This window comes from Acetobacter fabarum, from assembly GCF_022483405.1.
Taxonomy (GTDB): Bacteria; Pseudomonadota; Alphaproteobacteria; order Acetobacterales; family Acetobacteraceae; genus Acetobacter; species Acetobacter fabarum.
The window spans coordinates 1,347,523-1,364,698 of the sequence record NZ_JAKVNI010000001.1; the positions used below are offsets into that span (position 1 = coordinate 1,347,523).

Here is a 17,176-nt window from a genome sequence, read left to right on the forward strand (position 1 = left end):
CTGACACCTTGGGGTGGGTCTGGGCCTTGCAATGTAATGGAATTGGTTTGTTTCCGAAATGGGAAGGATGAAGAATGTGCCGGGTTTTTTGAAAAATCATCTGTATATAAATGGATACATTTCTACCTTTGCGCAGATTTGATGCCAGTAAGGAATGGCCGTGCAAGGAGGGTAAACGCTGCCGTGATGGCGCCGGCGTTGCTACAGCCCGCGCCTGCGTTCATCATATGCAGGCACACAGCATGAGAGGCGATTCCCCATGAACACCACCCCCGGCACCCCGGATGCACTTTTGTGGAAGCTGGCACGTCTGGCCGCAGGTGTTGAGAACAAGGCCTGTGAGGAAACAGCGATTTCGTTCGATCTGAAGGAAATTACGCAGATTTTGCAGGAGATCAAAAACGCTCTGCCTGCGGATAATGAATGGTCGCTCTACCTGACGCCGGGCATTATCTGGTCCACGGTTTGGAGCCTTTATCAAAACGCACTGGAGCTTGGCGGTTATCAGGACCGCGAGGCAATTGTGCAGCTTGTGCGAGATGCGGTGGAAAGCCTGAGAAGCGCTCTGCTGGGCACGGCAAAAACCACAGGTGTACGCACACTTGGTGTAGACCATCTGATGGAGCCGGGAGCCATTACAGCGGGCTGAATGCGGCAATGGGGCGTGTGCCTGCAAGGCATGGAGGCACAGAACCGCCAGCGTGTGTAAACACAAGGGCTGGTGGTTTACAAAAAGCCGATATTTTTTAAGGAAAACAACAGCAGAGTCAGGCGGTTGGTGGAGCTGAGGGGAATCGAACCCCTGACCTCCTCATTGCGAACGAGGCGCTCTCCCATCTGAGCTACAGCCCCGCCTGATCTGTCAGGCAGTGGTTTACAGGGCTTACGATTTTTCTGTCAAGTTGTATTGTAGGGCGTATAACTGCAAGGTGGCCCTGCCGGGCTTGAAGCGTAAGGAGCTGGTTTTATATCGTGTTTGTGTTTTCGCTCTTCATGGTGCTGACGCGGATACTGGAGATTTATTGCTGGATTCTCCTTATATCCTGTATTTTTGTCAATCTGTATGCGTTTGGCATACTGGATAGCCGCAACCAGCTTGTCTGGAAGATTGGCATGTTCCTGGAACGGTTGACCGAGCCTGTGCTGGCCCCTGTCCGGCGGGTGCTGCCAACGCCGGGTGGGGTCGATTTTAGCCCCATGGTCGTGCTGCTGGGTATTCAGTACGTCATTCAGCCGCTGCTGGCCGATGTGTTTAGCGCATTGATCATGCACTAGGCCGTTGGATACAAAAAAACCGCCAGGCCGTGCAGGCTGGCGGTTTTTTTAACGGGTTGTCCGCTAAGGCTCAGTGATGAGCGTCGGGGGTGCCGTCTTTTTCAATGTGGGTCAGCGTGTAGCTGCTCATAATGACAACCGGCACCAGGAACGCCACAACCGCAACGCCCAGCACTGCGGTGTTGCCGCCGAGCAGGTATGCGATCAGGTCAAGACCCAGAAGTGTTACGCACAGATAAATGCCCATTCCAAAAACCCTTTTGTAGCCTGTAAGGCAGGAGCTGCTGGTGTTCTGGCGCGGAATGCCTACTGTGCAGAACCTGCCGGATTCATTCACAAATCTGACAGCGTCACACTACTCCTTTGGTTTTGGCGGTCAACTGCTATCTGCTGCATGGCGTTGCGGCATTTTCGGGCAGTGTCCCGCCTGCGGGGGCGCTAGGGGCGGGCTGGTGGTGCAGGCGGTGTTGGCCCGGATGCAGGGGCTGCCTGCTCCTGTGGTGCAGCCGGAGCCGCATTGTGCGGGGACTGGGAAAAACCGCTAATATCAGGCGCATGGAAGGCGGAAACCGGGCCAAAAATGGTGCCCGATACTTTATGGGCGGAGGGTACGGGGGTGTTCAGGCACCCTTTTATAACGGTGGCGCATACCCCGTCGCTGCCAATCATCTGGTCGTTGTCACCGCTATAATGCATGTCTGTTACCCTGCCATCCACCAGCCGGATGGAGGCTACACAGGTGGAGCCTGCCCCGCCAAGGGTTGTCTGGGTCAGGTTAACCAGTGTTTGCAGGGGAATCAGCGTCGAATCGTTGGTTGCCGGTATGTTGGTGCCCCGGGTGTACTGGTAGATCCGCACGTGCTCGTTAATGATCTGTGTTCTGTCGGGTACGCCTACGCAGGCTTGCAGGTCCTCGTTAGTCATGCCCAGTACGGCCAGTTGCCCTTTATGCGCAATGCGGGAGGAGTAATAACCGCACCCGCTCAGGGCAAGCAGTGTAGCCAGGGTCAGGCGGGGTACAAGGTGCAGGGGCCGGGTAAAACGGCGCGGAGTAAGGCGGGCAGGCATGCGCCTTAGTTTCCCGGTCTTGCGGGGGTGATGTCAATATACAGAATGGCAAGCCATGGCAGGGGCCATAAAAAGGGCAGGGGAGCCTGCCACAGCAGGGCTAACGCACCAAGCATGGCCCCACCGGCAAAACCAACCCATGACAGACCGGGGAGCAGAATAGCCCCCGCAGGCAATGCTGGCCCCGTGCTGGCCCCGCAGCGTAGGGCTACGGCACTGGCCAGTGCCGAGGCACATTTGAGCATGTTGCTGGTGATAACCACGGTCTGGATTGCATTGCCGGAAAAACGGGCAATGCTCTCGCCCTGAACCGCCATAAGGGCGGGGAGCAACACAAGCTCGACCAGCCGGGCATGTGCCCCAAATTGGGCAGCCTGCACCACCAGCAGTAAAAGCACCATGAGTGCAATGCCATTGGTGGCTCCCCACCGCAGGCGGGCAAGGCTTGCCAGAAAGCCCGCACCAAAAAAAATGGCCAGCACGCAGCCCAGCAGCACGGCGTAGTGCCAGTTGGCATGGGCCAGTGCTGCGGAAAGATGTGTGGTGTTGCCGGTCATGGCCGAGGCAAACAGGCCGCCCAGATGAGCAAAGCTGAGCGCATCTACGTGCCCGGCCAGAATGCCAAGCACCAGAATACGGCGGGCGGATACGGCTACAGGGGTGGCAGGGGCGTCTGGCATGTTGGGGCTTGCTGTGCGTTCAGGCAAAAGATGGGAGCGTATTGTGCCCCACAGGGCAGAAGGCTGCAAACGCTGCCGGGCAGGAGGAGCCATGCCAGACAGAGTGGGTTTATACTGGGCTGTGGGGATGGCCGCCGGGCACCTGATGGAAAAATCGGGTCTTTAAAAACCATAATGCTGCCACCAGATACAGGCATGCATAACGCAGGCCCTGAAAAGCAGGGCTGGTTTGGGAACGGAAAAGAGACAAGCGTATGAGACTGCACCGCGTGATGACACTGGGACTGGCCGGCCTTATGGCCGCAACAGTGGGCACAACCGTTGTACAGGCCGAACCGGGCGGGTGCCTTAAATATGGTGCCGCAGGTGCGGTTGGTGGGCATCTGGCCAACCATGCCGTACTGGGGGCCACGGCCGGTTGTGTCACGGGCATGTACCGCAGGCATGAATACCGTAAGGAAGCCAGGAACAAGGCCAAGCTGTACGATCAGGAACATCCCGGCGCAAAAGGCACATACGAGCAGAAAGCCACCGCCTATGATGTGGAACACTCCACCGCTCCGGGTAGCACAACGGCTCCTTCCAATGCCCAGCCCGGTTCTGCCCAGCCGCAGCAGCCAGCAAGCCCGCAGGGGGAAGAACACCTGTAACCGGGCCTGACGGCCTGCCCCCTTTGGTTTGAAGCCGGTGGAAGGTCTGCGCTAAAGGGGGCTTTTGCCCCGCCCTGCCTGCATCATGCTTCCGGTTTGGGGGCAGGCGGGGTCCGGCGGGAGGAGAGCGTGCGCACGGTATCGAGCACAAATGCGGTCACGTAGAGCATAATGCGCTCAAACTCTTCCTGCACATCTTCAAAGGTCAACAACTGGTGGCGGAGCAGGATGTGCATGATCTGGGTATGGCAATCCATATCCGGGTTTGTGTCCAGCCATTCCGTCTCGCTCAGGCGTCGAGCATTGGCCTGGCAGATGTTCAGCAACACAATTTCTAACGCAATATGCCCACCCAGCACCCGCCCAAGTGGCTGGGTGGGGTTGTAAATGGTGGGAATAAGCGTTTCAGCGTTATAGGTTTCTTTGCACTGTTCGTAGTGAATTGAGTAATACAGATATTCCGCAAAAGTAATTTTTGTATAAATACCGGTATCGCGTGCTGTTGCCTTGAGAAAGTTTTTATAAAGATTGGCACTGACTTCAAACGGGATGGTGCCGTTCAGGTCGGCAAAGCGTTTTGCGACGCTGAGAATACTGGAAACCCGCAACTGCGCCCCTTTGAATGCGCGCAGGGTAATGGCCAGCAGCTCTTCCTGACTGATGCTATGAATGATTGTGCGGAATTTCTGGCTATGGTCGTGGGTTAATTCCACAAACTTATCGTAAAATTTGGCTTTGGTAAGAATGTAAGGCCCGGAAAGCTGGCTGTTGGGCATGATCGTGCTTTAAAGACGGGGGGATGAAATAGATAGGGTTTTAAAAACGCGGGCTGGCATGGCGTGTTTCTGAATCCTCTGGAGTGGCTTATGCTTAAAATACACTCACGCTCTTTTGCACAAAAAAGGTAAATTTCTGGTTAAAAATTGTTTTAGTGGCGGTCTCAAACCGGTGTTTGGGAGCACAATAAAAAAGACGGACTCGTTTCGTTGTGTGGTTTTGCGGGCTGTTTGTGTGAATTTTACGCATGCCCGCCCAAGGGCAGCATAAAGCCGGCCCATACCGGCCTTATGCCACGGTAGCGTTAAAAGGTCTGGCGCAGGCGCATGGTTTTTCCATCCTGCGTGTGGAGCACAAGGGTTCCATCTTTCATGCTCCAGGACTGCACGGTGTGCAACAGGTCCAAAAACAGGGCAGAAACACGGCCATGCGCGCCCGGGCAGGCCATGAGCGTGCTCATGCCCGCCTGTGGCGACTGGCTCACCTTGCCATCATGGCCAAAAACAAGGCCACCGGCATAACGGTTGCAGCCATCTGACCCGGATACCTTGCCGCTGTCGTTAATATCCAGCGTAGGGGTAAACATGTCTGCCGCCGGGTCGGGGTTCTCGTCCGTGGCGCTGTCATGCGCATCGGGCAGAACATTGCCGTTGTGCAGTGTATGGCCATCAAGCTGTGTGGCAACCCAGCGTGTGGCGTTCAGTTGCGTGGGGGGCACAATGTTGCCGCCGCAGCCGTTAAGGGTCTGCTCCTTGGTGGTAATGCGCACGCTTTGTGTGAACATCTGCCCGCTCATGCTGTCCTGGCAGGGAGTGGGGCTTATGGTTACGGCCAGATCGGGGGCCTCGTAATGGCGGGTGTCGCCACGGGTATAGGTCCGGGTGATCATGCGGGTCAGGCGGGGGCCATCGGGGGTGCTCAGGGCCAGTGTGCCTGCTGCCATGCTGAAGTTCCAGAATGGCTCGTTCCCACGGGCTTCATACACGCCGTTGTCTGTGCCGGGTGTGTTCAGCGGCTGTGGTTGCGTTGCACAGCCCGCCGCAAGGGTTAAGGCGCAGGACGCCAGAAGGGAACGAATACGCGGCAGGGCCATGGCATGGCTCCTCATTCTATTGCGGACCGTAAGCAGTATGGCCCTTTGGCGCGTGGGCACAACGGCTTTCTTGCCCATGGCGTGTGGAGCAGGTGGGAGTTGGAGGTATTAAGGTGCAGGGCGGGCCTGTTCTGCCGGGCATAGGGGGATTAAAAGCAGGGTATGATTATTCAGGGTTACAATTACTTTTGCGACATGCCGGACGATGCGCGCTACCTGCGCAGCCCCCAGCCGGATGAACGGTTTATTGAAGAAAATATGGTGTTCATTCTGCCAGACCGCCTGCGCAAGTTCCGCCGGCAGTTGTGGCATGTGCGCCGCAACCCCGGCCCGGTGCATGTTTATGTGCCGCTGTTCCGTGTGAATACGATTATGGCGTCAGACCCGCTGCCTGCGGGGTATGGGGCGGTGCAGGATGTGTATCCATTCTACACCCACACCACGCGCAGGCGTGGGCGGGCACTTGATTATTATGTGCTGTTCCTTTTCAGGGACAAGGATTCCTACGTCCGGTGTGAAGCAGCCTTACCCGCTGATGGCGCGGGCTGACCTGCCTCCATATTCATGTAAGCAGATGGGCCGCCGCAGCCATGATCGCCCCTTGGGCGGAGGAAAAAACAGTGCCGGAATCGGCCAGAACCGTTGCAATCATCAGGTTCACCGGTAAGCCAAAATCCTCCACCGTCATGTTGTGGGCATCCACCAGTGTTGTGCGGTTGTCCAGCGTGACCGTGCTCATGCTCTCCCCACTGGCCAATACGCGTTCGGGGTAGGTGGCCATGGGGGTGGTGGTGCTGGCATAGCCAAAAACCGGCAGGCCGAGCGCGTGGGCATAGCCTATTTCAAACGCAGTGCCATCATCCACATTGGGGCCACGGAAGGGGGAAAGATCGGCAATAACAGCCCGGCTCTGGCGGATCAGGCCCATATTGGCGCGGGCTATGGCTGCGGCAAGGGCTGCGGGGCCAGCATGAGCTTTTGGGTCGAGTGCGGCATCCAGCGGGTATAGGCCGCGCAGGCCCGCGCGCGTGCAGGCCGCCACCAGTTGTGCCCCCTGTGCGCGGGCATCCAGCGCAAAAACGCCCGGCCCGGCCAAGTACACGGCCGGTTCTGGTGTGGTGCTCTGGTCTGGCCGGGTGCCTGCATGGTTGTGGGGCATGGCGTTGGGTCCTGCTGGTGGTGGGCAAAGTGGCATGGTTGTCAGATTTTGTGTGTGCTGTCAGGCGTAAAGGTGCCCAAGGGGGTGCTTGGGCGGCCAGTGCCGGGTGGCTCTCGCACTCCGGCAATGGGGGTGTGCTTTTTTTGTTTATGGGGCATGGCGCAAAAGCGCGGTATCCTGCGTGCAATACTGGCCATACCAGAGCGGGAGCCGCCCAGACCATGCTGCATAGTTTTCAGTCCACCCGGGGGATGGTCACATCCCCGCATCATCTGGCCAGCCAGAGCGGTCTGGCTATTCTTAAAAAAGGCGGCACGGCGCTGGAGGCGGTTACCGCCATGGCCGCAACCCTGTGCGCGGTTTACCCGCACATGACCGGCATGGGGGGGGATGCGTTCTGGCTGATCTCCTACCCCGATGGCCGGACCGAGGTGCTGGAAGCCTGCGGTGCCGCCGCCCTGCATGCCAGTGCGCAGGACTACACGGCCGCAGGCCATACCAGCGTACCCTGGCGGGGGGGCATGGCGGCCAATACCATGGCGGGCACGGTTTCGGGCTGGCAGGCAGCACTTGAGCGTAGTGCGGCACTCCAGCCCGCCCTGCCGCTGGACGCCGTGCTGGAAGATGCCATCTGGTACGCCCGGAACGGTTACGCCCTGACCACGAGTGAAGCCTCCCTGCTGGCGGAAAAACAGGCCGAGCTACTGGGCAATGCTGCCTTTGCCGCAGCCTATGCCCCACAGGGGCGCTTGCCGCAGGCGGGGGATATACGCAAAAACCCGGCACTGGCCGAAACCCTGCAAAGTCTGGTGCGCCACGGGCTGGGCAGTTTTTACACTGGCGATGTTGGCCGCAAGCTGCTGGCAGACCTGACCCACGCCGGCAGCCCCCTGCGCGCGCAGGACTTTGCCCACCACGCAGTGGCAACCCCAGCCCCCCTGCATGCCCGTGTGGCGGGCGCGCAGGTTTATAACGCTCCCCCGCCGACTCAGGGTGTGGCCTCGCTCGCCATTCTCAAACTGTTTGAAAAACTCAACGTGCAGGAGGTGGATGGCTTTGCCTATGTGCATGCACTGGTCGAGGCTACCAAACATGCCTTCCTGTTTCGGAATGCGCATGTGGGCGACCCGCGCTGGATGAGCGAGGACGCACAGGGTTTTCTGGATGATACGGCCCGCTTTAACGCCATGGCAGCCAGCATAGACCCATACCGCGCCATGCCCTGGCCCGCACCGGCCCAGATGGGGGACACAACCTGGATGGGGGCCGTGGATTCCCACGGGGTGGCGGTCAGCATGATCCAGAGCCTGTATTTTGAATTTGGCTCCGGTGTGTTCCTGCCCCAGACCGGGTTGCTCTGGCAGAACCGTGGCGCGTCCTTCCTGCTGGAGGAAGGAGCATGGAATGCCTTTGTGCCCGGCCGCAAGCCGTTCCACACCCTTAACCCCGCGCTGGCCCGGTTTGATGATGGACGGGTTATGGTTTATGGCACCATGGGGGGCGAAGGGCAGCCGCAAACGCAGGCGGCCCTGTTTACGCGCTACGCCATGTTTGGCGTGCCCTTGCAGCAAGCCATTACCGCGCCACGCTGGCTGCTGGGGCGCACATGGGGCAGCCACAGCCATTCGCTTAAAATGGAGAGCCGGTTTGATGCGGGCGTTATCGCCCGGCTGGAGCAGGCGGGGCACGAGGTGGAGCGCGTGGCTCCCTTTACCAGCATGATGGGCCATGCCGGGGCCGTGGTGCGCCATGCCAGCGGCCTGTTTGAAGGGGCGGCAGACCCCCGGAGCGATGGGTGCGTGGGGGCTTACTAGCCCGTATGCACCGCTGCATCCGCCTGCGTTTCTGCCCGTGTATGCACCAGCCGGCCATTGGCCCATGTGGCGCGTATGGCCCGGTCATCGCCCAGAACCATTAAGGTAAACAGGCGCTCGGCCAGACTGGTGCAGCGGGCACTCCGCTGGGCCATAAGCGGGGTGGCGGCGGGGTCCATAACACAGAGGTCGGCCTCCATACCCGGGGCTATCAGGCCAATATGGTCGTGCAGGTGCAGGGCGCGTGCAGCCCCCGCCGTGGCCAGCCAGAGTGCCTGTGCTGCGGAAAGCCGGGTATCCCCCGCCATGAGTGATACCTTGTAGGCTTCCCCCATTGTGGCCAGTAGCGAGAGTGATGTGCCTGCCCCAACGTCTGTTCCCAGTGCCACGTGCACCGGGCGGGTGGGTTTGAGCGCGTCAAACAGGGCAAATGCGCCACTCCCGAGGAACAGGTTGGAGGTTGGGCAATGGGCCAGCGTACAGCCTGACTGGTGGCAGTGGGCAAAGTCATGCTCAGCCATGTGAATGGCATGGCCAAATATGGCGCGTGGTCCATCCAGCCCTGCTTTTGCGTACACATCCAGATAGGAGGAGCGGTTGGGGAACAGGCTGCGCACGGCGGCTATTTCGTCCAGATTTTCGGCCAGATGGGTCTGCATGTACAGCCCCGGCGTGTGCTGGAATAACGTGCCTGCCAGTTCAAGCTGTTCTGGCGTGCTGGTTATGGCAAAGCGTGGGGTTACGGCATAAAGCTGGCGGTCCCTGCCATGCCAGCGCGCAATAAGGGCGGCGGACTGGTCGTACCCGCTCTGGGCGGTGTCCTGCAGGTTGGGGGGGCAGTTGCGGTCCATCAGCACCTTGCCCGCGATCATGCGGGTGCCAAGGCGGGCGGATTCCTCAAAAAACGCATCGACCGACTGGGGGTGCACCGTGCAGTACACCGCGGCCGTTGTGGTGCCGTTACGCAGCAGCTCGGACAAAAACAGCCTTGCCGTCCGCCGGGCGACATCCACATTGGCAAACTCTGCCTCGGTGGGGAAAATATACTGTTCCAGCCACGGCAGAAGCTGCTCGCCCCAGGAGGCAATGGCCGAAATCTGGGGGTAATGCACATGGGCATCTATAAAACCCGCGCTGATCAGGCAATCGGGGTAGTGGGTCAGGGGGGTGTTGTCTCCCAGTAGGGGGGACAGGGTGGCGTAGGGGCCGCATTGTGTAATGCGCCCGTGTTCCATAATAATCAGCCCGTCCTCTTCCAGCACCAGTGCATCGGGCGTGGTAAAGGGGTTGGCGCAAAAGGTAACGTAACTGCCTCTTATGGCGTGGCGGTCCGGGGTGTGGGGCATTGGGGGCGTGCTTTCGGGCCGTTAGAACTGTTCGGCAAAAAAGTTTTCAATTTCGGTAATAATAAACCGCGCGGCGGTGGAAAGCTGGCGCGAGCGGTCTACGCACAGGGCCAGTGTTAGCGGGGGGAGCTTGCGGTTGGTAATGGGGGTAAAGGCCAGTTGGCCTTTCTGCACCTCATCATACGCATCCAGATAGCTTAGAATCCCCACCCCCGCGCCTTCCAGCACCATGGATTTGATCATCTGGATATTGTCGGCCTTGGCCACGGTTGCGACCTTGACCCCCGTTTCCGCCTCCAGCACCCCAATGGGGCGCCACAGGGCCAGCGGAGGGGCCGGGATGATCATGGGGTATTCCGCCGCAAGGCTGAAGCGGGCTTCGGTCATTTCCGCGATCTCGTGCGAGGGCAGGCAGACAAAGCCCAGTGGTATTTCCTTGTGGGTGCGTACTGTTAATTCGCGCATGTGGCCGGGGTTGAACATGAGCGCGAAGTCGGCATGCCCCTTAACCAGCAGTTCCCCCATATCGTGGCTTTTGCGTACATGCACGCTCACCATAATGCCCGGATGTGTCTGGCGCAGCTTGCCCAGAAGGGTGGGCAGAAAACCCTTGGTCAGCGCATCGGGGATAAGAATATCCGTGCTCCCCTGCCGCAGGCCTTTAAGGTTATCCAGCTGGGTTTGCAGGGCGTTCAGGTCGCGGGACCAGCGGCGGCAGGAGGTTAGGAGCAGTTCCCCCGCCGTGGTCAGCCGCAGCCCCGATGGCAGGCGCTCAAAGAGCTGGGTGCCCAGAATTTTTTCGCCCTGCAACACCTGCCGGTCTATGGCGGATGCGGCAATATGCAGCTCGTCCGAAGCTTTTCTAATAGAGCCATGCTGGGCTACGGCCATGAAATACCGCAGGAAGCGGGAAAAAACGGGCATCAGCTTTTGCTCTCTTTTTGCGAACGCACCATGCTGAATTAAGTCATATACAAGAACGATACGTGTGTGAAACAGTAAGTCTGATTTTATTTGGCGCGATCAGGAACCACGCAGGATTCCCGATCTGCATAATGTGGACTGATAAATGGGTATGGAACAGCTAAACAAACGTGTTCGGGACGATCTTGCCAAAATCGAGTTTGCCTCGGGTAACTGGTGCGTTCCCCATCAGCACAACGGACGGGATGTGCTGGACGTGGCCATTATTGGCGGCGGGCAGGGCGGGCTTGCCACATGCTTTGGCCTGCGGCGGCGCGGCGTGGCCAACACCTGTATTTTTGATATGGCTCCCGAGGGGGAAGAAGGGCCGTGGGTTACTTTTGCGCGCATGATCACCCTGCGCACGCCCAAGCACGTGACCGGGCCGGACCTTGGTATTCCCAGCCTGACCCCCCAATCCTGGTTTGAGGCAAAATACGGCGAACAGGCCTGGCGTGATCTGGATAAAATCTCCCGTCACGACTGGCAGGATTATTTGCTCTGGCTGCGTGATGTGCTGGACCTGCCGGTTAAAAACGAACACCGTCTGGCCGACATTGCATGGGAAGACGGCCTGCTCAGGCTGACCTTTACCGGCGCGGGTGGGGCCGAGCATGTGGTCTGGGCGCGCCGTGTGGTTCTGGCGACCGGCATAGAAGGCGGTGGGGCGTGGCATGTCCCCGACTTTATCCGCGAGGGGCTGCCCAAAAGCCGCTATGCCCATACCTGTGAACAGATTGATTTTGAAGCCCTGCGCGGCAAGCGCATTGGTGTGCTGGGGGCTGGTGCCTCGGCGTTTGATAACGCGGCAACCGTGCTGGAACATGGCGCTGCCAGCGTGGACCTGTGCCTGCGCCGCAAGCAGATCCCCACGGTGAACCCCTACCGCTGGATGGAAAACGCAGGCTTCCTCAGCTATCTGGCCGATCTGCCGGACCTGCTGCGCTGGCGCTTTATGTACAAGATTTATGACCTGAACCAGCCGCCCCCGCAGGATACGTTCTGGCGTTGCCGCAAGCACCCCAACTTTGCCTACCACCCCGGCACCCCCTGGACCGCCGTGCGGGAGGAAAACGGGGCCGTGGTCGTAACCACCCCAAAAGGCGAGATGGAGTTCGACTTCCTGATCATTGGCACAGGCTTTATTATCGACCTGACCAAGCGGCCCGAACTGGGGCGTATCGCCAGCCGCGTTGCCCTGTGGAAAGACCGGTTTGAAGCCCCCGCAGATGAGCAGAGCGCCCTGCTGGGCAGCCACCCTTACCTGAGCAACGCCTTCCAGTTCCAGCCGCTGGAAGCCAATGACCCGCTCGCCCCCATGATGCAGTGCATCTACAACTTTACGTTCTCCGCCATGCCCAGCATGGGGCTTGCCGGGGCAACCATTAGCGGGATGCGCTTCGGGGTGGAAAAACTGACCAACTGCATAGGCCGCAGCCTGTTTGTGGAGGACGGAGCCCTGCACCTGCAAAGCCTTCTGGATTATAACGTGGATGAACTGACCAGCTTTGACCCGCCGCCAGAGCAGGCCTGAAAAAAACCAAGCGTAAAACGGGATAAAAATGAACCAGACTTACCCGCGTGACATGATCGGCTATGGCGCCACCCCGCCCGATGCACACTGGCCCGGTGGCGCGCGTATAGCCGTGCAGTTTGTGATCAACTACGAAGAGGGTGCGGAAAACTGCGTCCTCCACAATGATCGCGGGTCCGAGGCATTTTTGTCCGAAATGGTGGGCACGTCTTCCATTGTCGGTGCGCGCTGTATGCAGATGGAAAGCCTGTATGAATACGGCAGTCGTGCCGGCTTCTGGCGGCTTTACCGCCTGTTTGCAAAAGCGGGCCTGCCCGTTACGGTTTTTGGTGTTGCCATGGCGCTGGCCCGCAACCCCGCAGCCGTTGCCGCCATGCAGGCCAGCGGGTGGGAAATTGCAACCCACGGCCTGCGCTGGATAGATTACCAGAACGTGCCAGAGGATGTGGAGCGCGCCCATATGCGCGAGGCCATAGCCCTGCACACGCAGGTTACGGGTGCTCCGCCGCTGGGCTGGTATCAGGGCCGCACCAGCCCCAATACCGCCCGTCTGGTCGTGGAGGAAGGCTGCTTTTTGTATGATGCGGATTCCTACGCCGATGACCTGCCCTATTACGACCGGCGCTACGGCAAACCCCAACTGATTGTGCCGTACACGCTGGATGTGAATGACATGAAGTTTGCCGCCCTGAACGGCTTTACCGAGGGCGAGCAGTTCTTCCGTTACCTGCGCGACACGTTTGACATGCTCTATCAGGAAGGGGGGCGCATGATGTCCGTTGGCCTGCACTGCCGTCTGGCAGGCAAGCCCGCACGGGCACTGGCTGTTGCCCGCTTTCTGGAGCACGTGGCGGCCCATGCCGATGTATGGGTGGCAACCCGGGCCGACATTGCCCGCCACTGGCAGAAGGTGCACCCGGCATGACCGCCCCCGCCATGCTCACTCTGGCGCAGGTTAACGCCATGCCCGATGCCGCTTTTGTGGAGGCGTTTGGGAGTGTGTATGAACATTCCCCATGGGTTGCGGCGCAGGCAGCCAAAAACCGCCCGTTTGCAGACCTTGGCGGCATGTGTGCGGCGTTTTCCACCGCCATGCGTGCCGCGCCCGAGGCGGCACAGTATGCGCTTGTGCGTGTCCACCCCGAGCTTGGGCACCGTCTGGGGGTTGACCCGGGGTTGACCGCAGACTCTGCACAGGAACAGGGCGGGGCAGGGCTGGACCGGCTAACGCCAGAGGAATACACGCATTTTCGTGCCCTGAATGATGCGTACACACACAAGTTCGGCATGCCGTTTGTTATTTGTGTGCGCAAGGTGGGCGGGCATGCCAAACAGGTTATTGCACAGGCCATGGAGCAGCGGCTTGCCAGCACGCCCCAAGCCGAACTGGCCGAGGCCCTGAGCCAGATTGACGCAATAGCCGCATTACGTCTGCACGATAAGGTGGTGGCATGAGCTCTCTTTCAACCCATGTTCTCAACACGGTTTCCGGCCGTCCGGCGGTGGGGGTGGCGTTGCGCCTGAGTGGGGCCACAGGCGTTCTGTTTGCAGGGCAGACCGATGCCGATGGCCGCTGCCCGGAGCTGAAAGCGCTTGAGCTGGAAGCCGGTGCCTACTGCCTGGAGTTTGAGGTCGCGGCCTATTTCCGCCAGCAGGGCACACCGCTGTCGGACCCGCCGTTCCTGGATATTGTGCCAATCTGCTTTGGTCTTGGCGGCAGCGGGCATGCCCATGTGCCCCTGCTGGTCGCCCCATACGCCTATTCGACTTACAGGGGGAGTTAAGCCATGCAACCTGCCAGCAACACGCCACAGACCGTCCACCCCGTGGACCAGATGCTCCCGGTCTGGAAGCTTGGCTTCTATGGCCTGCAACATGTGCTCACATTCTATGCGGCCGCCGTTATTGTGCCTGTTCTGCTGGCGGGGGCCATGGGTCTGCCCCGTGCCGCACTTGAGCATCTGATCGAGGCGGATCTGTTTACCTGTGGCATTGCCTCCTTCATCCAGTCCGCAGGGCTTGGGCGTTATATCGGGGTCAAGCTCCCGCTGTTGCAGGGGGTAACCTTTGTGGCCGTTACCCCCATGATCGCCATTGGCGTGGCCGCGGGTGGGGGCGTGCAGGGGCTGCCCCAGATTTTTGGTGCGGTCATTGCTGGGGGGATCTTTACCTTTCTGGCGGCACCGTGGTTTGGCAGGCTGGTCAGGTTTTTCCCGCCTGTGGTCACGGGGTCTGTCATTCTGGTTATCGGGTTGGCCCTGCTGCCGGTGGCCGCGAATGATATTGTTAACGGGCAGGGCACGGGGGTCATGCAAAACCCGGTTAACATGCGCAATGTGGCGTATGGTCTGGGTACGCTGGTTTCCATCCTGTTCATCCAGCGTATGTTCAAGGGGTTTGTGGCCAGCATTGCCGTTCTGTTCGGGCTGGTGGCTGGCACGTTAACCGCGTGGTTTCTGGGCGATGCCAGTTTTGATGGCGTGCTGTCTGCTCCGTGGGTGACCGTTGCGCAGCCTTTTTACTTTGGCATGCCTACCTTCCATGTGGTGCCGGTGCTGTCCATGCTGGTGGTCATGATCATTACCATGCTGGAAACTACGGGGGATGTGTTTGCAACGGGCTCCATTGTTAAAAAGGATATTTCCTCAGCCGACATCACGCGGGCGATCCGTGCGGATGGTCTGGCAACCATAATTGGTGGGGTGCTGAACTCCTTCCCCTACACCTGCATAGCCGAGAACGTGGGCCTTGTGCGGCTTACACGGGTGACCAGCCGCTGGGTTGTGGTGGCGGCGGCGTTTATCATGATGGGGCTTGGCTGCCTGCCCAAGCTTGCCGCCATTATTGCCAGTGTGCCCCTGCCGGTACTGGGTGGGGCCGCACTGGCTATGTTTGCCGCCGTGGCTGTGGTGGGGATTCAGACTCTTGTCAAAGTGGATTTTGATAATCTGAACAACACGGTTATTGTGGGCACCAGCATCGGGCTGAGCATGCTGGCAACAGCACAGCCCCATATTGCTGACCATTTTCCCGCATGGATGCAGGTTATTTTTGGCAGCGGTATTACATTGGGTGCCCTGTCTGCCATTGTGCTGCATCTGGTGTTCAACTTTGGCAATCTGTGTTCCTCCGAGCAAACGGTGGAACAGGATACGGTTATACTCGAAACCCCGGTCTGGAACGTTGTGGGCGCGCAGGACAAACCTCAGGCAGCCCTTGGGCAGGCTGGCCGCGCCCAGACCGAGTAAGCATCGGCGTTTCGCATACTCTGTGCCAGATGCGCATAAAAACATAAGCCGGGAGGGCACGCATGCGCCAGCACATCAGCTTTTATGTGGGGGATACCCTCCACCATCTGTCCAGCCTGCCGCCGGAGTTGACCCTGCTGGACTGGCTGCGCGACCAGCAGGCCCGCACCGGCACCAAGGAAGGCTGTAACGAAGGGGATTGCGGTGCCTGCACCGTTCTGGTCGGGCGGCTGGAGCAGGGGCATCTGGTATGGCGCGCAGTTAATGCCTGTATCCACATGGTGTGGATGCTCGATGGCGCGCAGCTCTTGACCGTGGAGGATCTGCGCAGCCCCGATGGCGCATTGCACCCGGTGCAGCAGGCCATGGTAGACGAGCACGGATCGCAATGCGGATTCTGCACACCGGGGTTTGTCATGTCCATGGTTGCGCTGTCCACGCGCGCGGATATGGCGGCACTTGAGGGCACGCTGGATGGTGAGCGGATTATAAACGAGGCACTGGCAGGCAATCTGTGCCGTTGCACGGGGTATGCCCCCATTGTGCGCGCCATGAAAAAAGCCGCAGCCTACTGCGCCCGGCATGGTGAACCCATAAGTGCCCGTACGGCGGAGCTGAGCGCGCGCCTACAGGCCCTGCAGGATGGCAAAACAGTGGAACTGCATAGCCCGCAGGGGCGTGTCACGCTCCCTGCTACGGTGGAGGCACTGGCCGCTGCCTATGCGCAGGACCCGGCGGCCGTACTGGTGGCAGGGGGGACCGATGTTGGCTTGTGGGTCACCAAAAGATTGCGCCAGCTCCCCCATATTATTGCCGTGCGTACCGCCCGCGACCTGCACAAAATCCACACCCGCCCCGATGGTGCGTTGTGGATAGGAGCAGGCGTTACCTATACGGAGGCCATGCCTCATCTGGTCGCGCACCTGCCAGCGGCGGCAGATACGCTGCGGCGTATCGGGTCCACGCAGGTTCGTAATGCTGCCACCGTGTGCGGCAATATCGGCAATGCGTCACCGATTGGGGATGGCCCGCCCATTTTTATGGCCGCAGGTGCGCAACTTCACCTGCGCTGCGGGCCTGACCGCAGGGTTGTGCCGCTGGAAGCGTTTTTTCTCGAATACGGCAAGCAGGACATCCGCCCCGGCGAGTTTATAGAAGGCGTGCTTATTCCGCCGTTGCCTGCTGGGAGCGTGTGCGGAGTGTACAAGGTTTCCAAGCGGTTTGATCAGGATATTTCTGCCGTGTTGGGGGCCTTTGTGCTGGTTATGGCAGAGGATGGCACCATCCAGCAGGCCCGTCTGGCCTATGGCGGCATGGCGGGCATACCATGCCGGGCCAGCAGGGCGGAGGCTGCTCTTATGGGGCAGATGCGTACCCCCGAAACACTCCTTGCAGCGCAAGCGGCCATAAAAGAGGATTTTACCCCTCTGTCAGACATGCGGGCCAGTGCATGGTACCGTGCAACGGTTGCCGCCAACCTGCTGGTCCGCCTGTTTGAGCCTGATAGGGATAACAGCCCGCACCACGCCCCAACATTACAGAACTGGCAGGAGGTGGCGCATGGTTGAC

Annotated in this window: 19 protein-coding genes and 1 tRNA gene; 11 read left to right on the forward strand and 9 right to left on the reverse strand. The window is 59.6% G+C overall.

Annotated elements, in window-relative coordinates; translation table 11 throughout:
• Window positions 1-259 precede the first annotated feature (259 nt).
• Window positions 260-649, forward strand: coding sequence for a hypothetical protein (locus LKE65_RS06405; protein ID WP_086646579.1), 390 nt, complete (start codon window positions 260-262; stop codon window positions 647-649).
• Between the two features lie 127 nt (window positions 650-776).
• On the opposite strand, the gene LKE65_RS06410 is transcribed toward LKE65_RS06405, so the two are convergent.
• A tRNA-Ala gene (locus tag LKE65_RS06410) sits at window positions 777-852 on the reverse strand.
• Between the two features lie 120 nt (window positions 853-972).
• Between LKE65_RS06410 and LKE65_RS06415 the strand changes: the two genes are divergently transcribed.
• Window positions 973-1,275, forward strand: coding sequence for a YggT family protein (locus tag LKE65_RS06415; protein ID WP_233129137.1), 303 nt, complete (start codon window positions 973-975; stop codon window positions 1,273-1,275).
• Window positions 1,276-1,345: 70 nt separating this feature from the next.
• Here the strand turns inward: LKE65_RS06415 and LKE65_RS06420 are convergent, their stop codons facing one another.
• From LKE65_RS06420 to LKE65_RS06430, 3 genes are all read right to left on the reverse strand, one after another.
• On the reverse strand, window positions 1,346-1,522 hold the full coding sequence (locus tag LKE65_RS06420; protein WP_165925242.1) for a hypothetical protein: 177 nt from the start codon (window positions 1,520-1,522) through the stop codon (window positions 1,346-1,348).
• 191 nt (window positions 1,523-1,713) lie between these two features.
• Complete coding sequence (locus tag LKE65_RS06425) at window positions 1,714-2,343, reverse strand: hypothetical protein (protein ID WP_086646580.1); 630 nt, start codon at window positions 2,341-2,343, stop codon at window positions 1,714-1,716.
• A 5-nt stretch (window positions 2,344-2,348) separates the two neighbouring features.
• The gene (locus LKE65_RS06430) at window positions 2,349-3,023 is read right to left on the reverse strand and encodes a YoaK family protein (protein WP_086646670.1); all 675 of its coding nucleotides are present in this window, start codon (window positions 3,021-3,023) and stop codon (window positions 2,349-2,351) included.
• A 254-nt stretch (window positions 3,024-3,277) separates the two neighbouring features.
• On the opposite strand from LKE65_RS06430, the gene LKE65_RS06435 reads away from it, so the two are divergent.
• Window positions 3,278-3,673: a hypothetical protein gene (locus LKE65_RS06435; RefSeq protein WP_179290108.1), complete on the forward strand. Its 396-nt coding sequence runs from the start codon at window positions 3,278-3,280 to the stop codon at window positions 3,671-3,673.
• An 83-nt stretch (window positions 3,674-3,756) separates the two neighbouring features.
• Here LKE65_RS06435 and LKE65_RS06440 read toward each other — a convergent pair whose 3' ends face one another.
• Together LKE65_RS06440 and LKE65_RS06445 are read right to left on the reverse strand one after the other, a co-directional pair.
• A complete protein-coding gene (locus LKE65_RS06440) occupies window positions 3,757-4,449 on the reverse strand; it encodes a hypothetical protein (RefSeq protein ID WP_086646581.1) in 693 nt (230 codons plus the stop codon).
• Between the two features lie 305 nt (window positions 4,450-4,754).
• Window positions 4,755-5,543: an META domain-containing protein gene (locus LKE65_RS06445; RefSeq protein WP_278740769.1), complete on the reverse strand. Its 789-nt coding sequence runs from the start codon at window positions 5,541-5,543 to the stop codon at window positions 4,755-4,757.
• Between the two features lie 162 nt (window positions 5,544-5,705).
• On the opposite strand from LKE65_RS06445, the gene LKE65_RS06450 reads away from it, so the two are divergent.
• Window positions 5,706-6,092 (forward strand): hypothetical protein, encoded by a 387-nt coding sequence (locus LKE65_RS06450; RefSeq protein ID WP_095349327.1) that lies wholly within the window; start codon window positions 5,706-5,708, stop codon window positions 6,090-6,092.
• 13 nt (window positions 6,093-6,105) lie between these two features.
• Here the strand turns inward: LKE65_RS06450 and LKE65_RS06455 are convergent, their stop codons facing one another.
• Window positions 6,106-6,702: a nucleoside 2-deoxyribosyltransferase gene (locus LKE65_RS06455; RefSeq protein ID WP_278740770.1), complete on the reverse strand. Its 597-nt coding sequence runs from the start codon at window positions 6,700-6,702 to the stop codon at window positions 6,106-6,108.
• Window positions 6,703-6,923: 221 nt separating this feature from the next.
• Between LKE65_RS06455 and LKE65_RS06460 the strand changes: the two genes are divergently transcribed.
• A complete protein-coding gene (locus LKE65_RS06460; RefSeq protein WP_278740771.1) occupies window positions 6,924-8,516 on the forward strand; it encodes a gamma-glutamyltransferase family protein in 1,593 nt (530 codons plus the stop codon).
• On the opposite strand, the gene guaD is transcribed toward LKE65_RS06460, so the two are convergent.
• Complete coding sequence (gene guaD, locus LKE65_RS06465; RefSeq protein ID WP_278740772.1) at window positions 8,513-9,862, reverse strand: guanine deaminase; 1,350 nt, start codon at window positions 9,860-9,862, stop codon at window positions 8,513-8,515. The genes LKE65_RS06460 and guaD overlap by 4 nt on opposite strands.
• 21 nt (window positions 9,863-9,883) lie before the next feature.
• A complete protein-coding gene (locus tag LKE65_RS06470; protein ID WP_086646586.1) occupies window positions 9,884-10,786 on the reverse strand; it encodes a LysR family transcriptional regulator in 903 nt (300 codons plus the stop codon).
• Between the two features lie 151 nt (window positions 10,787-10,937).
• Here LKE65_RS06470 and LKE65_RS06475 point away from each other — a divergent pair, with 151 nt between their 5' ends.
• From LKE65_RS06475 to xdhA, 6 genes are all read left to right on the forward strand, one after another.
• On the forward strand, window positions 10,938-12,359 hold the full coding sequence (locus LKE65_RS06475; RefSeq protein WP_086646673.1) for an NAD(P)-binding domain-containing protein: 1,422 nt from the start codon (window positions 10,938-10,940) through the stop codon (window positions 12,357-12,359).
• Window positions 12,360-12,387: 28 nt separating this feature from the next.
• Window positions 12,388-13,284: an allantoinase PuuE gene (gene puuE, locus LKE65_RS06480; RefSeq protein ID WP_278740773.1), complete on the forward strand. Its 897-nt coding sequence runs from the start codon at window positions 12,388-12,390 to the stop codon at window positions 13,282-13,284.
• 11 nt (window positions 13,285-13,295) lie between these two features.
• Window positions 13,296-13,814 (forward strand): 2-oxo-4-hydroxy-4-carboxy-5-ureidoimidazoline decarboxylase, encoded by a 519-nt coding sequence (gene uraD, locus LKE65_RS06485; RefSeq protein WP_278741785.1) that lies wholly within the window; start codon window positions 13,296-13,298, stop codon window positions 13,812-13,814.
• Window positions 13,811-14,143 (forward strand): hydroxyisourate hydrolase, encoded by a 333-nt coding sequence (gene uraH, locus LKE65_RS06490; RefSeq protein ID WP_278740774.1) that lies wholly within the window; start codon window positions 13,811-13,813, stop codon window positions 14,141-14,143. The genes uraD and uraH overlap by 4 nt, the downstream gene beginning before the upstream one ends.
• 3 nt (window positions 14,144-14,146) lie before the next feature.
• On the forward strand, window positions 14,147-15,607 hold the full coding sequence (locus tag LKE65_RS06495; protein ID WP_278740775.1) for a nucleobase:cation symporter-2 family protein: 1,461 nt from the start codon (window positions 14,147-14,149) through the stop codon (window positions 15,605-15,607).
• 62 nt (window positions 15,608-15,669) lie between these two features.
• On the forward strand, window positions 15,670-17,175 hold the full coding sequence (gene xdhA / locus LKE65_RS06500) for a xanthine dehydrogenase small subunit (protein ID WP_278740776.1): 1,506 nt from the start codon (window positions 15,670-15,672) through the stop codon (window positions 17,173-17,175).
• Window position 17,176: the final 1 nt, after the last annotated feature.